This window comes from Bradyrhizobium sp. Leo170 (assembly GCF_004296405.1).
In the GTDB taxonomy this organism is placed as follows: Bacteria; Pseudomonadota; Alphaproteobacteria; order Rhizobiales; family Xanthobacteraceae; genus Bradyrhizobium.
In genome coordinates, this window is sequence record NZ_PSRR01000211.1 from 1 (window position 1) to 15,273 (window position 15,273).

The window sequence follows — 15,273 nt, forward strand, 5'->3', positions numbered from 1 at the left end:
GATGAATCCCAACAGACCCTAAAGCGTGATGACTTTTCTTCGAATCGTCATCCCGCTTTAGCTCTTTGTTTGAGCAAGATCTCCGCGCAAACGCTTCGCGTTTGTCGCGAGGGAAAACCGGTGTCCACTTTTCCGGATCATGCTCTAGAAGCCGAACATCCTCGGTAATGCCAGAGACAGCCAGGGAACGTAGGTCACGATCATCAGCACCGTGAACATCACAAAATAGAACGGCCAGATACCGCGCATCACCTCGTCGACCGAGACCTTGCCGATGGCGCAGCCAACGAACAGGGTGGTCCCGACTGGGGGCGTCAGCAACCCGATACCGAGATTGAGCAACATCACGATGCCGAAATGTACCGGATCTATGCCGAAGCTCTTCACGACCGGCAACAGGATTGGCGTGCAGATCAGCAACAGCGGTGCCAGATCGAGTGCCGTTCCAAGAACCAGCAGCATGATGTTCAACCACATCAGCAGCATGTATTTGTTGCTCGATATCGCAACGAAGAACTCCGTCATTTTCGCCGGCATCTGCATCAAGGCGGCGACATAGCCGAAGGACGACGCTGTCGCGACGAGGGTGAGCACCATGGCTACCGTCTGCAGCGTCCGATAGATCAGCACAGGCAGATCCGACCACTTGTAGTCGCGGTAGACGAACATGGTGACGAAGAACGCCCAGACGCAGGCGACCGCGCCTGCCTCGATCGGCGTAAATACGCCGGAGAGGATGCCACCCAGCACGATCGCTAGTGTCACGATCCCCCACAGCGCGTCGCCGAGCACTCTGATCGCCTGGCGCATCGGCACGGGCTCGCCCTTTGGATGCTCGTCACGATACGCGTAGAACAGGCAAAGCAGCATCAACGAAAAGCCGAGCAGCAGCCCTGGAATCACGCCGGCGAGAAACAGACTGGTAATCGAGACCACCCCACCCGTCGCCAGCGAATAGATCACGGAATTGTGGCTTGGCGGGATGATGATGGCTTGAAGCGAAGCGCTGATAGTCACGTTGGTCGCGAACACCCGCGGATAACCTTTCGCAGCCATTTCGGGAATCATAACCGAACCGATCGCTGACGTGTCGGCGACCGACGATCCCGAAATTCCGCTCATGATCGTGGTCGCGAGGATGTTGATTTGCGAGAGGCCGCCCCGCAGGCGCGTGAATCCGACCAGCACTGCGGCAAAATCGACCAGCCGTCTGGCCATACCGCCTTCGGCCATAATAGCGCCCGCCAGCACAAAAAACGGGATCGTCAGCATCGAGACCTTGCCGACGCCGCTGGCAAACTGTTGCATGACGGCACCGACGGGCAGGTCGATCCAGAGCGCGCCGGCGAGCGACGAAAGCGCCATCGCATAGGCGATCGGCATGCCGATGGCGAAGAAAAAGCACATGCTGAGAAGAAGAATGGCGATATCCATGGGGATTCACTCGACAGGAACGTGAGCATCGCTGCCGTCACGCGGTGGCGGACCGATGGTCAGGCGCTCGACGACGAACAGGAACATCATCGCTCCGCTGACTACGATCGGAAGGTAGGTGACCCCGACCGACAGCCATGGAAATTCGTCGACTGAATTGCCCCAGGTGGTCTGAACGAGCTTCAATCCCCACACGAACATGAACAGCGCAGTCACGCCCATCAACAATTCACTCAATATCAGCGAGGCGCGGCGCAACACCGGCGGCAGCAAATCGGTACCCACCGTCATGCTCATGTGAATGCGCTGACGATAGCAGTTGGCTGAACCGATGAAGGTGATGCCGACCGTCAGTAACACGGCCATCGGCTCGGGCCATGACGAAGCGCTATTCAGGACATATCGGGTATAGACTGCCCACGGAATGACAGAGCAGACGAGCACGAGCGCCACACAGGCAATCACGGCTCCCGTCCAGTAGACTGCATTCACAAGCCGCCGGAACATGCCGGTCCAATAAGCTCGGGACCGTTGCTCGTCATACATTTGGACCTCGCAAGAATAACAGCGATTCAAATTGCTCCGGCAAATCCGGCGTCCGGGGGAAGCGGACGCGGTTCGGCCATTCGCCCGTTGCAGCGCGGGAGCTATTGGACCGCCTCGATCCGCTTGATCATTGCGGCGTACTTTGCGCCATACTTGTCCCAAACCGGCTTTACGGCGTCCTGGAATGGCTTCTTGTCGATATCGGTGATGATTTCGGTCCCGGCAGCCTTCATCTTTGCGATGGCTGCGTTTTCCGCCTCGTACCAAAGCACGCGCTGCTCGGCCTGCATTTCCTTGGAAAATTTTTTGATCAGTGCCTGATCGTCCGGCGACAGCTTCTGCCACGACACGCGCGAGAACACCACGATTTCCGGAATGATCAGGTGCTCGGTCATCGTGAAGTATTTGGCAACTTGATAGTGGTTCTGCGCTACAAACGAAGGCGAATTGTTTTCCGCGCCATCGACCACGCCGGTCTGCATCGAGCTAAAGACCTGATCGAAGCCGAGCGCGACTCCGTTGCCGCCAAGCGCGTTCATGGTGTCAACGAACAGCGGATTACCAATCATGCGGATCTTGAGGCCCTTCAGATCGGCCAACGTTCGGACCGGCCGCTTGTTGTTGTAGATATTGCGCGAGCCAGCGTTCATCCAGCACAGCCCAATCAGACCAGCCTTGTCGTTCGCCGAAATCTTCGCAAGCAGCTCATCGCCGATCTCGCCATCGATCACCTTCTCCATCTGCCTGGAGTTCCGGAATACGAAGGGCAGGTTGAAGACGTTGACGTCGTCCACGACCGGGCCGACGGCCCCGACCGAAATACGAGCGATCTGCAGCGCGCCGAGTTGCGCCTGCTCGATCATTTCCTTTTCGCCGCCAAGTTGCATGGACGGGAACATCTGGATCGACAGCCTTCCATTGGTGGCGGCTTCCAGCTTCTTGCCCATCCCGACCATGGCTTCGACCGTCGGATAGCCCGACGGATGAACGTCCGCTGCCTTAAGGACCGTTTTTGTCTGGGCCTGCGCGGGGGATTGGCGGATAACAAAAGCCGCGCCGAACCCGGCGCTCAGCTTGATGAAGTCGCGCCGTTTCATCTGGATCCTCCCAATATATTGTTGTCGTTGTCGTTGATCTTCAACCTCAGGTTGGTGCGTCGAAGAACTCCGGGTTGATATTTTGAGTGGCGGAGATATCGACGAGCAGCCTTTCGAGATGCCTGGCCATAGCCATTCCCGCAGCCGGCGGATCATGATCCTCGATCGCAGTCATGACGCGTTCATGCTCCGCGATCACCTGCCTCATTCGCCCAGGTTGCGGCAGCGTCAGGCGGCGATAGCGATCCACGTGGACCTTCACCTGCAGGATCAGCTTCCAGATGCCCGGGTATCGCGCGATCTCGGCGATGGTTGCGTGGAACAGTTCGTCCGCTTGATGGAATGCTTCGCGATCGCTGGCGGCGCTCGCTTCGCGCTGGCGTTCCAAGATAGAAAGCAAATTCAGGATCTGGCTTGAGGTGGCATGCTCTGCCGCCAATCGGGCGGTGGTTTCCTCCAGCGCCTTGCGGATGGTGATCGCCTCCGGCAACGCCGCGATTGGAATGCGCGAGACGAAGATGCCGGATTGCGGATATATCTCCACAAGACCTTCGTCCGACAATTTCAGGATAGCCTCGCGGACGGGCGTCCGGCTGACGCCATGGGAGAGCGCGATTTCCGCTTCCGAGATCGCCTCGCCCGGGCGTCGCTGCAGTGACACCAATTCGGCGCGCAGATCCGCATAGATCCGCGCCGACGCCGTCGCTGTTCGTGGCCGACCGCTGCGGCGATTGCCGGCGGCACGGACGGTGGCTTCGGCTTTCCTCATGGAGCGCATGACAGCATCCTAATTAATATATTAGTATATGAACTGGAACGAGCCAAGCCGGATTTGCTTGGTTGCACCTACAATTGTGCTGCCGCCATGGCAGTCTAGATGACGGCCATCTACTCGCGCGGCGCCAACGCCACACGGCTCGCGCTGCCGGAGTAGCCTTGTCTCTTAGCCGGCGTCGGTCGCGGCCAATGGCGGCAGGCTTTCGGACTTGCGCGTGAGGTCGATGAGCTGGCGCAAGCCGGGCGGCGGTTGGCGGCGGCTCGGATAGTAGATGGTGAAGGGCGGGCCTTCGGAGGCCCATTCCGGCAGCAGAATTTCCAGCGCGCCGGATGCGACTTCCGCTTCGACCCGCCGCGCCAGGCAATAGACAAAGCCCACGCCGCGTAACGCCATGTCGACGGCGTGCTCGGTCTCGTTGGCGCATACCGGCCCGCGGACGTCGAGCCGGATCATCGAATCGCCGTTGCCTAGTTCCCACGGGAAGTTGCGGTTATCGCCGACGCGCATCTCGACGCACGGAAGCTGCAGCAGATCGCCGGGAGCGTCGGGACGGCCTGCACGCGCGATCAGTTCGGGCGAGCCGACCACGACCCACTTCAACGGTTTCGTCAGCGCGATCCCCACCATGTCAAGCGGCACGCGATCGCCGTAGCGGATGCCGGCGTCAAAACCCTCCGCGATGATCTCGACCATGCGGTCCTCGACGGTCACGTCGACATGCATGCCCGGAAACTCCTTGCAGTAACGCGGCAGCACAGGACCAAGCACGAGGCGCGCGGCATCACGGAGAACGTTGAGACGAAGCCGCCCCACCGGCACACGCCGATGGTTCTCCAGCCCGGTCAAGGCATCGCGGATGGTGCGAAATCCGTTCTCCAATTCAGCAGCGAGCGAGGCGCCGGCCGCGGTCGGCCTGATGGAGCGGCTGGAGCGATGCAGGAGCCTCACGCCCAGATCGGACTCCAGCTTGCGCAGGCGATGGCTTAGGGCGGACGTACTCACGCCGAGCTCAATGCCCGCTTTGGCAAGGCTGCCCCGGCGCACGATCGTCAGGAACACGTTCAAATCCGCCAGCATGTTTCGGTCGAACGTTTTCATGAACGGCCCCTCAAGGCGTCGTTGAGTTGCACTCAACGAACCTACCCTGGTGGCCGCCGTTTTACGACCCATACTCAAGCTTGAAGGAAGAGGCGCCGCGCATGGAGCCACGCTTCTCGGCGCCTTCCCCGCATGACCGAAGGAGACACGCGATGACGAAACGAACTGGCAGTCGCAGGGATTTTTTCACCGTCGCCGCGGCAGCGGTCGGCGCCCTCGCGGCACCGTCACTGGTTACAGCCACCACCGACACCAAAGGAGACAATCGCATGGCACAGGCAAATCGCGCGACACAACTTTTCAAGCCGGGGTTCCACTTCGGGCTGGGCGGCGTCCCGCTTGGCAACGAGTTCAACAAGGTCACGGACGAGGATGCCGAGGCGACGCTTGAGGCTGCGTGGAGCGCCGGCGTGCGCTATTTCGACGTGGCGCCCTGGTACGGCTTCGGATTGTCGGAGCGCCGCTTCGGCCATTTCCTGCACAACAAGCCTCGCGGCGACTACGTGCTGTCGTCCAAGATCGGCAAGCTGTTCAAGGCGTCGAAGAACAACCGGCATGCGGAAATCTTTCCGCTATCGGACTCGCCGAATGACGTCACCTATGACTACACCGGCGACGGCGTTCGCCGTTCGATCGAGGACAGCCTGCAGCGGCTCGGCGTCGACAGCCTCGACGTGGCATTCGTCCACGACATCTCGCCGGATTTTCCATACTTCCCGACATCATGGCAGGAGCAGTTCGCGATCGCCGAACGCGGCGCATTCCCGGCGCTCTCGCGCATGCGCGAGGAAGGCATCATCAAGGCGTGGGGCATCGGCGTGAATTGCCCGGAGCCCATCCTGCGCGTCATCGACGTTGCCGATCCCGACGTCTGTCTGTGCGCCTCGCAGTACTCGCTGGTCGATCATGCCAACGCCGTCAATCAGGTCTTCCCGGCGGTGCGGAAGAAGAATGTGTCGCTGGTGATCGGCTCGGCGCTGAACGCAGGCTTCATCTCCGGCAGTCCGCGCTACAATTACGGGCCGAACAATTACAAGATCTCTCCGGCCCATATCGAGAAACGTGACCGCCTGCGCGCCGCGGCCACCCGCCACGGCGTCGATCTGCGGACCGCGGCGTTGCAGTTTTCATCAGCCCCTGACGTTGTCGTCGCGTTGGTCGTGGGCGCGAGCAGCCACCGGCAGATCCTCGAGGACTACAATTCGATGCAGGCCAAGATCCCTGCGGAATTCTGGCAGGAGCTGAAGGAAAGCGGGCTGATCGAGCAGGCAGCGACAGTCCCGGCCTGACGGCGGGGACAGCGGATCGCTGAGGGCATGACTTCGACGAGCCTTATGTGCTATGTCGCTCTGACCGCCCATTGATTCCGTTACGGAATCTTCCACGAGCGAACCAACCAACCCGTCGAGGACAACGTGGCGCCCATTCAATATATCGTCGAGGGCGGCCACCGGCTCTCCGGCACGATCGAGCCGTCCGGCAACAAGAATTCGGCGCTGCCGATCATCGCGGCAGCGCTCTTGACCGAGCATCCGGTCACGCTGACGAATGTGCCGCGGATCCGCGACACCGAGACGCTGGTCGAGCTTTGCCGCTCCGTCGGCGCCTCGGCCGAGTGGACCGAGCGCAACACGCTTCTGATCCACGCCAAGGAGATCCGCGCCGCCGATCTCGATCCGGAACTGTGCGCGCGGATCCGTGCTTCGATCCTGCTCGCCGGGCCCCTGCTCGCCCGCTGCGGCGAGGTCGCATTGCCGCCGCCCGGCGGCGACGTGATCGGCCGCCGCCGCCTCGATACGCATTTCCTGGCGTTTGAGCAGCTCGGCGCGACCGTCACCGCGACCCATCGCCTCGAGTTCCGCGCCTCCCGCCTGCGAGGCGCCGACGTGTTCCTTGACGAGCCCAGCGTCACCGCGACCGAGAACGCGCTCGTCGCGGCCGTGGCCGCTCGCGGCACCACCTACCTGCGCAACGCCGCATCCGAGCCGCATGTGCAGGATCTCGCGAATTTCCTGGTCGCGCTCGGCGCCAAGATCGAGGGAATCGGCACCAATACCATCATCGTCCACGGCCCCGCCACGCTCGGCGGCACGCACTATGCGATCCAGCCCGACCACATCGAGGTCGGCTCGCTGATCGGGCTTGCCGCCGTGACGCGTTCGCCGCTGCGCATCGCGCGGGCCGGCGTCGAGCATCTGCGCTCGATCCGGATGGGTTTCGAGCGGCTCGGCATCGTCTGCGGCGTCGAGGGCGACGACCTCGTCGTGCCTTCGGGCCAGACCATGAAGATCCATGACGATTTCGGCGGCCATGTGCCGAAGCTGGAGGACCAGCCCTGGCCGGCCTTCCCGGCGGACTTGATGTCGATCGCGATCGTCACCGCGACCCAATGCGACGGCGTCATCCTGATGTTCGAAAAGATGTTCGAATCGCGGATGTTCTTCGTCGACAAACTCATCGCAATGGGCGGCCGCATCGTGTTGTGCGACCCGCATCGCGCCATCGTCGCCGGTCCGAGCCGGCTGCGTGGCGCGCCGATGACCTCCCCCGACATCCGCGCCGGCATGGCGATGCTGCTTGCGGCCGTCTGCGCCGAAGGCACCTCCACCATCAACAATGCCGACCAGATCGAGCGCGGCTACGAGCGGATCGAGCAGCGGCTGAACGCGCTCGGCGCCAGGATCACCCGCGTGCCCGAACGCGTGCGGTAGAGAATCACCACGACGATTGGAACGATCGGCCGACCTGTCGGTTGCACTGCCAGTTTCCCACAGGCAGGTGCGTCCATGCGCGTTCGTCTGCCCAGATTTCTCCAGATCACCGGCGGCGACGCCACTAATCTCACCATTGCCGCGGCAGCGGTCGCGGCGCTTACGATTTCGCTCTGGCTCACGCACGGCCGCGAAACCTCAGGCGATGCCCCGGGCACGCAGGTGGTGATTCCGCTCCATTCGGCGGCGCTCCTGACCAGCGAGCGCGCCCATGTCAGCGATCCCCGCGTCGGACAGATCGCCGACGGCGTCATCGAGGCCCAGGAGCGCGAAATCAACGCGATCAGGCAGGGCAAGCCGTAACCCAGGACATTTTTCGTTGACCTTTGCGAGCACGTAGCCCGGGTGGAGCGGAAAGCGTAACCCGGGACAGTCGCATCAGCATTCGCGAGCGGCCCCGGGTTACGCAATGGCGTTCCGGGCTATTGCAGTGGCCGTTCCGCCACCTTTTAGGCGCGCGGCGGTGCTAATCTCGGCCCATGACCTCAACCGAGAACATCGAACGCGCTTCGATGGCGCCACGCGTGGCCGCGCGTGCGCCTCGTCACCATTTGCGCGACGAGCTCGCTGAGACCCTGCGCCTTGCGGTGCCGATGGCGCTGACGCAGCTCGGCCAGATCGCGATGATGACGACCGACCTCGCCTTCATCGGCCGGTTCGGCGACGAGGCCGTCGCTGCCGCGGCATTGGCGGGGACGGTCTACTTCGTCAGCTTCACCTTCGGCATGGGCCTGATGTCCGCCGTCGCCCCGCTGGCGGCGCAAGCCTTTGGCGCGCGCAATCCGCGCATGGTGCGGCGCTCGCTTCGTGTCGGGCTGTGGGCCGCGCTGTTCATCACATTGCCGCTGATGGTGTTGCCGTTCCGCGGCGAACAGATCCTGCTCGCGCTCGGCCAGGCCGCCACGGCCGCGCAGCTCGCGCAGCAATATCTGTTCGGCCTCGCCTGGGGCATGCTGCCGGCGCTGTGGTTCATTGCGATCCGCGGCTTCATGAGCGCGGTCAACCGGCCCGAGCCGGTGCTGTGGATCACGCTCGCGGCGATCCCGGCCAATGCGCTGCTGGTTTATCTCCTGCTCTACGGTGCTTGGGGATTGCCGTCGCTCGGGCTGTTCGGGGTGGGCATTGCCACCTCGATCGTCAATCTCGGGACCTTTCTCGCCGGCCTATGGTTCGCCTCCCGCCGCCCGCCGTTCCGGAAATATCAGGTGCTTGGTCGCGTCTGGCGCATCGACTGGCCGCTGATGCGGCAACTCGTCATCGTCGCGCGCCGATTTCGGTCTCCTTCCTGCTGGAATATGGCCTGTTCGGCGCCGCGGGGCTGTTGATGGGCCTGATCTCGACGGCCGCGCTGGCCGCACATCAGATCGCGCTGCAGATCGCGGCCATCCTGTTCATGGTGCCGTTCGGCATCGGCATGGCGGCGACCGTCCGCGTCGGTCATGCCGTCGGTCGCGCCGATGCGCCCGCGGTCAGACGCGCAGGGATCGTCGCAACCGGGCTCGGCATCGCCTTCATGTCGGCGATGACGCTTTGCGTCATCCTCGGACGATTCGCGATCGCCGAAATCTTCCTCGGCGAAGCGGCCGAGGCAACAGCGCAATTGACGGCCTCGCTGCTCCTGGTCGGCTCGACCTTCTTCATCGCCGATGGCGTGCAGACGGTTGCCGCCGGCGCGTTGCGCGGCATGAACGATACGCGCCTGCCGCTGCTGTTCGCCACGATCAGCTACTGGCTGATCGGGTTCACCTCCGCATGCCTGCTCGGCTTCGCGACCACGCTCGGCGCCGTCGGCATCTGGATCGGGCTATCGGCCGGAACCGCGGCCCATGCCCTTCTGCTCATCTTGCGTTTCCGTCTGCTGAGCAACAGATTGGCCATGTGATGAAAGCGCGCGAAGTCACGCCCGATATCGATCCCGGCCCGTTGCTCGCCGGTGCAGAGTTCATCGACGCCTTTCGCATCGCCGTCGACGGCACCACGCTTGATGCGCGCAAGGCGGCCGAGAAGATGTTCGCGCGACGCCAGCGCTGGATCGAAGCCCTGTTGCGATTACGCAATTTTATTGTCGCGCCGCTTGGCCTGAAGACATCGGGCGAAGGCGATAGGGCATCGCATGGCATGGTGGGCATGTTTCCGGTTCTCAGCGAAACGCCGGAACGGCTGGTGGCCGGCTTCAACGACAGCCATCTCGATTTTCGTGTCGTGGTCGATGTCACCGCCCATGCCGGTGGCCAGGAGGTCACCACCACCACGCTGGTGCGGACACACAATCGGCTTGGCCGGACCTACCTCGCGATCATCCTGCCCTTTCACCGCCTGGTCGTGGCCGCGATGCTGCGGCAGGTCGTGCTTTAGATTCAAACCGCATCGCGCGCTCGGGCGTGTACTTGTGACCCCGCGCCGGAGATCAGGGCGCGCAGAGGTCTCAAGAATCAGCGGCGAGGAGGCCATCGACCGGTCCGGGGATCCAATCGTCCCCTGAAAGCGGCCTGACTGTTACGTCATTAATGACCCCGAGCTGCAGGCTTGGATCGAAGTGGCGCATCGTCCGCTCATTCAGGTCAATGATACGGCCAGGCGTCAGTGGCCCCACGTCATTTATCTTGACGATGACCTTCTTGCCTACAGCCTCAACGAGGGCATACTTCGGCCTCGCGCCATATTGGACCCCACCGAACTTCTGACGCAAACTTGTCTTGATGGCAGCCGCCCAGACAGAGGGATCATAGCGCTCGCCGGAGGCTGTGTCCGGGCCGCCCTCCCGCCATCCGGGCCGGAACGGATTGTACATGGATGCTGCGCCAACGATCGCATCTCCAGAAGCGGCATCGACGACGGCGCTTGAATGAACTGCGCTGATTTCACTGCGAGCAACGGTAACAGAAATGGCAAGTGCAACTGCGGCGCCGCAAATTGCGGCGCTCGAGCGGAAGAGCATCATGACTCCTTGATTGATTTTCTTCGATCGTTCGGTTCCCGATGCCGCAAAGCATGGTCAAGCGAACGCGGAGGCGTTCACGAACTCATGCCAATTTTTTGCGGATTCGTGCCGATGCTGGCGATGGAACCGTTTGTGGGAACCTGGGCGGTCCTCACACAGTGTTTTTAATTCTCACCGACTAAGACAGAGATTGCGTCAGCAACATGACTGAATAGAGCTTCTTTGACAGCGCGTGAGTAGCAGCAAGCGTTCTGGCGACAAGCCGACATCCACGGCTTTACGAGTACACGCCCTACTCTTCGGCCGGCTCTTTCGTCGCCCCCGACGTCTCCGACCACTCCCCGACGACGCGATCGAGGTCGAGCAGGTTCTGCCGCATCTGCTCCAGCGAGAATCCCAGCGCGAAGAAGCACTCCGCAGTGCCGACGGGCTGGCCGCGGATCAGGCCCTCGCTGCGAACGGCGGCGACTTCGTTCGCATAGCGCTGCAGGGCGGCATGAACAGGCGCGATCGGCGGCGCGCCCGCGCCCATGCGCAGCGCTGCGGCTGCCGAGCGCAGATAGAGCGTGATCGCCTTGCTGACGTCGGACAGGGGCGCTGCAAGCCGTGCCTGCACATTCGCCGGCAGCGGTACCACCGTGGCGCGGCCGATCATCACGACATCGTGGCGCAGTCGCAAAATGGTCCGCAGCAGCGGCCCGGTGTCCGGACCGGACGATAGATGCGCGGAGCGCTCGCGCTCGGCCTCCGCGCCGGTCGCATTCAACCCTTCCAGCGCGGTGCCGATGCCGTCCTGGATGCGGTGTAGGGCGTCATTGTCGCGCCCGCGCGTCAGGCCGGCGAGCAGTTCAGTGAAGGCGGCCGCGATCAATTCCAGCAGGCGCGCGGCGTTGACGCGGATCTGGCTCACCGCGCGCGACGGCAACACCAGGAACGACACCAGAAGTCCTGTAATGGCGCCGACGGCGACCTCGCTGACGCGGTCGATGGCGGATGCCAGCGGATCGGCGTGATGCAAGGTCGGAACCAGCAGCACGATCACGGCCGTCACAGTGGCCGCGCTGAGGCTGGGATTGATGGCGGCGATGAAGGCCAAAGGCGCAACCGCCAGCACCAGCAAGCCCAGCAGGCCGCTCTCCCCGGAATACGGGATCAGCACCGCGATGGCGCCGCCATAGATCGCGCCACCGATGGTGCCGAGCATGTAGTCGCGGGTCGCCTTCAGCGACCGGCCGACACTCATCTGGGTCACGATCAGCGAGGTCAGCACCGCCCAGAGCGGCAGCAGGAGGTGCAGCGCCACGGCGACCGCATAGGCGATCGCGGCCGCCACCGTAACCCTGACTGCCAGCGCCAATTGCCCCTTTCGGGAGCGAATCCAGCCGAGCACATGTTTCGCGGTGGCTGTCATGCGACCGAATCCCTGATGCTCACGACGATCCTATGGCTGATGTTCGGCATGGCTGATGCCCGCGGCGTGAAGGCGGCTTGAAACGTGAAACCGGCCCGCCTACCGTGCCAGGTGAAACGAGGAAACACGATGGCCAACGAAACCGCAACGCTCGCCGCCTACGTCGCTAACCTGAATTTTGCAGATATACCACCGGAAGTATTGCAGCGGGCAAAAGTGCTGACGCTGGACTTCCTGGGCAGCACGATTCGGGCGCGGCGCGAAGCCGAATCCACGCCCTCGCTTTTGAAGATGCTGGAAGCGCTGGCGCTGGACGGCAAGGGCGAAGCCACCGTGTTCGGCGACGGCAAGACCTGGACACCGGCGGTCGCGGCGCTGCTCAACGGCGCGCTCGGCCATTCGCTCGACTTCGACGACACGCATGCGGATTCCTCGCTGCATCCGAGCGCGCCCGTGGTGCCGGCCGCGTTCGCGGTCGGCGAGATGGTCGGTGCCTCCGGCCGCGACGTGCTGACCGCTGTTGTCGCGGGCTATGAGGTCTGCTGCCGGCTCGGCAACGCGCTCGATCCCACCTCGCATTATGCGCGCGGCTTCCACCCGACTGCGACCGCCGGCACCTATGGCGCGGCGGCGGCGGCTGCGAAACTGTACGGGTTATCGAAGGAGCAGATCATCGCGGCCTTCGGCGTTTCCGGCAGCCAGGCCGCGGGCTCGTTGCAGTTCCTGATCAACGGCGCCTGGAACAAGCGCTACCAGGTCGGTGCCGCCGCGATGAACGGCGTCATCGCCGCAACGCTGGCGCGCAACGATTTCGTCGGCTCGGTCGAATCGGTGGAAGGCAAGCATGGCCTGCTCGTCGGCTACAGCGACGATGCGCACCCGGACAAGGCGATCGCGGGTCTCGGCAGCATCTATGAGACCATGAAGATCGGCGTCAAACCCTATCCGAGCTGCCGCTACACCCATGCCGCGATCGATGCGCTGATCGCGATGCGGCGCGAGCACAATCTGACGCCGGACCAGGTGAAGCGGGTCGAGATCGGCCTGCACCGCAACGGCATCACGCTGACCGGCGACGCCGCCACCAAGCGGCACCCGACTTCGATCGTCGGCGGCCAGTTCTCGATGTTCTTCACCGGCGCTGTTGCCCTCGACCAGGGCCGCTTCGGCTGGGACGACTACAACCGGCTTGGCGATGCCGCGATCGACGCGCTCGCCGATAAGTTCGATGTGGTGCAGGACGATCGGCTCGAGATCGGCCGCACCCATCCGTTCGGCGCGCGCGTCAGCATCACCACCGATGACGGCGTGCATGAGCGGCTCAATGCCGACCCGTCCGGCGAGCCGTCATCGTTCCCCGATGCGCAGGCGATGCAGCAGAAATTCCTGACGCTGGCCCGCCCGGTCCTGAACGGCCGCGCCGACCAGTTCGCCGATGCGATCCTGTCGCTGGAACGTTTCGACCGCGTGGAAAAGGCGACGCAACTGGGCCGGCAGTAGGCTCTCTCAAGCCGTCCATCGATCGCGCTCGGTCACCCAGATATCGACGGTATCGCCGTTCAACTCGGCCTGACCGTCGATTTTCGCACCAAGCCGGCGCGCCACGCCCTGCGAGGCAATGTTGACCGGATCGATGCAGTGAATGATGCGGTCAACCGCAAGGTTGGCGAACACCCAGTCGATGGCGGCGCGCGCTGCCTCAACCGCATAGCCTTTGCCGCGACATTCCTTGGCGATGCCCCAGCCGACCTCAAACCCCGGCCAGCCCGCCGGGTACCAAGGACCCACACGGCCCACATATCGACCGGATGATCTTTCCTCGACGGCAAACATGCCGAAACCATACAGCGCCCAGTGCCCGGCGATGACCGCCGCATTGCGCCAGCCAGTCGTTTCGTTGGTCACCGCCTTGTGGTCGGGCGTGATAAAGCGCGCCGTATCGGGATCGGCCAGCATGGCGGTATTCGGCGCGATGTCGGAAGCCTTCCACGGCCGCAGGATCAACCGCGTCGTCTCGATCGTGGGACCGTGAAATTGCGCCGGCGCCGCGCCGGACTTGAGCCAAGCGACCATCGCTCCTGCACCCTACTGACCAGAATGAGAAGATCCGCGGATATCACCCAATCTAGCGGAAAAGCGTTCGTCCAGGTAGCGGCTCACTACTACTGCTGACCGCGCGTCCAGGTGAGAACTATTCAATCGCCGCCGGCGAGTTTTGCGTTGCCGCCGGTCGCGGTCATGACGTCCCAAACCAGTTCGAACACGCCGTCGCCCTCCGGCGGCCAGTTCGGCGATCGCCCGAGGCGAACGACGACGAGCCGTTCGCTCGGGACGATGATCACATATTGGCCTATCGTGCCCTTGGCGAAGAAGGCATCGCGCGGCCAGCCATGCCCGACGCGGTAAGTGGCGCCAAGACTGTCGCCCTGGTTGGTCCAGAAGCCGGCGCCATAGCCGACCCAGGCATTCCGGGTCGGCGTCGCCGAGTAATTCACCCAGCCCTCCGGCAGAATGCGCTTGCCGCCAACCACACCGTCATTGAGATAGAGCAGGCCGAACCGCGCCCAGTCGCGCGCACTCGCCAGCATCTGGCTCGATCCTTCATTGCCCGCGGCGTCGAATTCGAGTGTCACATGACGCATGCCAAGCGGCGCGAACAGCTCAGAACGTGCAAAGCGCATCATGTCGGCTGGCGTGCCTCCCACTGCGTCGCGGATCAGACGGGCGAGAATGATGGTGTTGCCATCGTGGTAATTCCAGGCGGTGCCCGGCGCCGTCTCCAGCGGCATGCTTTCGGCGTAGACCGCCATATCCGGCTCCAGGAATTTCATCCGGTTCACCGGCTCGAGCGCGGACGCGAGCGAGGCCTGCAGCGAGCTGCCGAGCGCCAGCCCTGCGGTATGGCGCAGCAAATGCTCCATCGTGATCGCGCGGCGAGGATCACCAGCGCCTTGCCACGCCGTAACAGGCGCAGGCTGATCGAGCGTGAGCGCCCCCTTGCGCACCAGAATTCCCGCGAATGCCGACATCACGGATTTGGTCGCGGAGAAACCGAGTAGCGGGGTATCAACGCCGATCCCTTCCGCATAGCGTTCGGCGACGATGCGGCCGTCCTTGAGGATAATGACGGCCCGGGTGTGGCGGGCTGGCCCTTGCGCAGGCTCGGCGAAGGCGCGGTCGAGCGCGACGGCTAGTGG

At 63.3% G+C, this 15,273-nt stretch carries 14 protein-coding genes and 1 pseudogene; 6 read left to right on the top strand and 9 right to left on the bottom strand.

Annotated features, from left to right (window positions below):
• Positions 1-144 precede the first annotated feature (144 nt).
• From CWO89_RS28530 to CWO89_RS28550, 5 genes are all read right to left on the bottom strand, one after another.
• Positions 145-1,434 (bottom strand): TRAP transporter large permease, encoded by a 1,290-nt coding sequence (locus CWO89_RS28530; RefSeq protein ID WP_130581924.1) that lies wholly within the window; start codon positions 1,432-1,434, stop codon positions 145-147.
• Between the two features lie 6 nt (positions 1,435-1,440).
• The gene (locus tag CWO89_RS28535) at positions 1,441-1,980 is read right to left on the bottom strand and encodes a TRAP transporter small permease (RefSeq protein ID WP_130581925.1); all 540 of its coding nucleotides are present in this window, start codon (positions 1,978-1,980) and stop codon (positions 1,441-1,443) included.
• A 101-nt stretch (positions 1,981-2,081) separates the two neighbouring features.
• Positions 2,082-3,077: a TRAP transporter substrate-binding protein gene (locus CWO89_RS28540; RefSeq protein WP_130581936.1), complete on the bottom strand. Its 996-nt coding sequence runs from the start codon at positions 3,075-3,077 to the stop codon at positions 2,082-2,084.
• A 46-nt stretch (positions 3,078-3,123) separates the two neighbouring features.
• The gene (locus tag CWO89_RS28545; RefSeq protein ID WP_245476624.1) at positions 3,124-3,855 is read right to left on the bottom strand and encodes a GntR family transcriptional regulator; all 732 of its coding nucleotides are present in this window, start codon (positions 3,853-3,855) and stop codon (positions 3,124-3,126) included.
• A gap of 165 nt (positions 3,856-4,020) precedes the next feature.
• Entirely contained in the window at positions 4,021-4,953 is a 933-nt protein-coding gene (locus CWO89_RS28550; RefSeq protein WP_130581926.1) for a LysR family transcriptional regulator, read from the bottom strand.
• Positions 4,954-5,105: 152 nt separating this feature from the next.
• Here CWO89_RS28550 and CWO89_RS28555 point away from each other — a divergent pair, with 152 nt between their 5' ends.
• The 5 genes and pseudogenes from CWO89_RS28555 to CWO89_RS28575 all read left to right on the top strand — a co-directional run bounded on the left by CWO89_RS28555 (position 5,106) and on the right by CWO89_RS28575 (position 10,079).
• A complete protein-coding gene (locus CWO89_RS28555; RefSeq protein ID WP_130581927.1) occupies positions 5,106-6,242 on the top strand; it encodes an aldo/keto reductase in 1,137 nt (378 codons plus the stop codon).
• Positions 6,243-6,368: 126 nt separating this feature from the next.
• Positions 6,369-7,664, top strand: coding sequence for a UDP-N-acetylglucosamine 1-carboxyvinyltransferase (gene murA / locus CWO89_RS28560; protein ID WP_130581928.1), 1,296 nt, complete (start codon positions 6,369-6,371; stop codon positions 7,662-7,664).
• A 75-nt stretch (positions 7,665-7,739) separates the two neighbouring features.
• Entirely contained in the window at positions 7,740-8,027 is a 288-nt protein-coding gene (locus CWO89_RS28565) for a hypothetical protein (RefSeq protein ID WP_130581929.1), read from the top strand.
• Positions 8,028-8,203: 176 nt separating this feature from the next.
• A pseudogene (locus tag CWO89_RS28570) lies at positions 8,204-9,606 on the top strand (MATE family efflux transporter).
• Positions 9,606-10,079: a DUF2867 domain-containing protein gene (locus tag CWO89_RS28575; protein WP_130581930.1), complete on the top strand. Its 474-nt coding sequence runs from the start codon at positions 9,606-9,608 to the stop codon at positions 10,077-10,079. The pseudogene CWO89_RS28570 and the gene CWO89_RS28575 overlap by 1 nt, the downstream one beginning before the upstream one ends.
• 70 nt (positions 10,080-10,149) lie before the next feature.
• Here the strand turns inward: CWO89_RS28575 and CWO89_RS28580 are convergent, their stop codons facing one another.
• Positions 10,150-10,665, bottom strand: a complete 516-nt coding sequence (locus tag CWO89_RS28580; protein WP_207234590.1) for an RlpA-like double-psi beta-barrel domain-containing protein — start codon at positions 10,663-10,665, stop codon at positions 10,150-10,152.
• Positions 10,666-10,957: 292 nt separating this feature from the next.
• On the bottom strand, positions 10,958-12,076 hold the full coding sequence (locus CWO89_RS28585) for an FUSC family protein (RefSeq protein ID WP_130581932.1): 1,119 nt from the start codon (positions 12,074-12,076) through the stop codon (positions 10,958-10,960).
• A gap of 129 nt (positions 12,077-12,205) precedes the next feature.
• Between CWO89_RS28585 and CWO89_RS28590 the strand changes: the two genes are divergently transcribed.
• Entirely contained in the window at positions 12,206-13,576 is a 1,371-nt protein-coding gene (locus CWO89_RS28590; RefSeq protein ID WP_130581933.1) for an MmgE/PrpD family protein, read from the top strand.
• Positions 13,577-13,582: 6 nt separating this feature from the next.
• On the opposite strand, the gene CWO89_RS28595 is transcribed toward CWO89_RS28590, so the two are convergent.
• The gene (locus CWO89_RS28595; protein WP_130581934.1) at positions 13,583-14,149 is read right to left on the bottom strand and encodes a GNAT family N-acetyltransferase; all 567 of its coding nucleotides are present in this window, start codon (positions 14,147-14,149) and stop codon (positions 13,583-13,585) included.
• Positions 14,150-14,271: 122 nt separating this feature from the next.
• Positions 14,272-15,273, bottom strand: a 1,002-nt coding sequence (locus tag CWO89_RS28600) for a serine hydrolase domain-containing protein (RefSeq protein ID WP_130581935.1), incomplete at its 5' end; no start/stop codon positions are given.

Excerpts from the sequence above, each read along its gene's own strand:
- CWO89_RS28530 (WP_130581924.1), bottom strand. The coding sequence starts at position 1,434 with ATGGATATCGCCATTCTTCTTCTCAGCATGTGCTTTTTCTTCGCCATC.
- CWO89_RS28535 (WP_130581925.1), bottom strand. The coding sequence starts at position 1,980 with ATGTATGACGAGCAACGGTCCCGAGCTTATTGGACCGGCATGTTCCGG.
- CWO89_RS28540 (WP_130581936.1), bottom strand. The coding sequence starts at position 3,077 with ATGAAACGGCGCGACTTCATCAAGCTGAGCGCCGGGTTCGGCGCGGCT.
- CWO89_RS28545 (WP_245476624.1), bottom strand. The coding sequence starts at position 3,855 with ATGCGCTCCATGAGGAAAGCCGAAGCCACCGTCCGTGCCGCCGGCAAT.
- CWO89_RS28550 (WP_130581926.1), bottom strand. The coding sequence starts at position 4,953 with ATGAAAACGTTCGACCGAAACATGCTGGCGGATTTGAACGTGTTCCTG.
- CWO89_RS28555 (WP_130581927.1), top strand. The coding sequence starts at position 5,106 with ATGACGAAACGAACTGGCAGTCGCAGGGATTTTTTCACCGTCGCCGCG.
- CWO89_RS28565 (WP_130581929.1), top strand. The coding sequence starts at position 7,740 with ATGCGCGTTCGTCTGCCCAGATTTCTCCAGATCACCGGCGGCGACGCC.
- CWO89_RS28575 (WP_130581930.1), top strand. The coding sequence starts at position 9,606 with ATGAAAGCGCGCGAAGTCACGCCCGATATCGATCCCGGCCCGTTGCTC.
- CWO89_RS28580 (WP_207234590.1), bottom strand. The coding sequence starts at position 10,665 with ATGATGCTCTTCCGCTCGAGCGCCGCAATTTGCGGCGCCGCAGTTGCA.
- CWO89_RS28585 (WP_130581932.1), bottom strand. The coding sequence starts at position 12,076 with ATGACAGCCACCGCGAAACATGTGCTCGGCTGGATTCGCTCCCGAAAG.
- CWO89_RS28590 (WP_130581933.1), top strand. The coding sequence starts at position 12,206 with ATGGCCAACGAAACCGCAACGCTCGCCGCCTACGTCGCTAACCTGAAT.
- CWO89_RS28595 (WP_130581934.1), bottom strand. The coding sequence starts at position 14,149 with ATGGTCGCTTGGCTCAAGTCCGGCGCGGCGCCGGCGCAATTTCACGGT.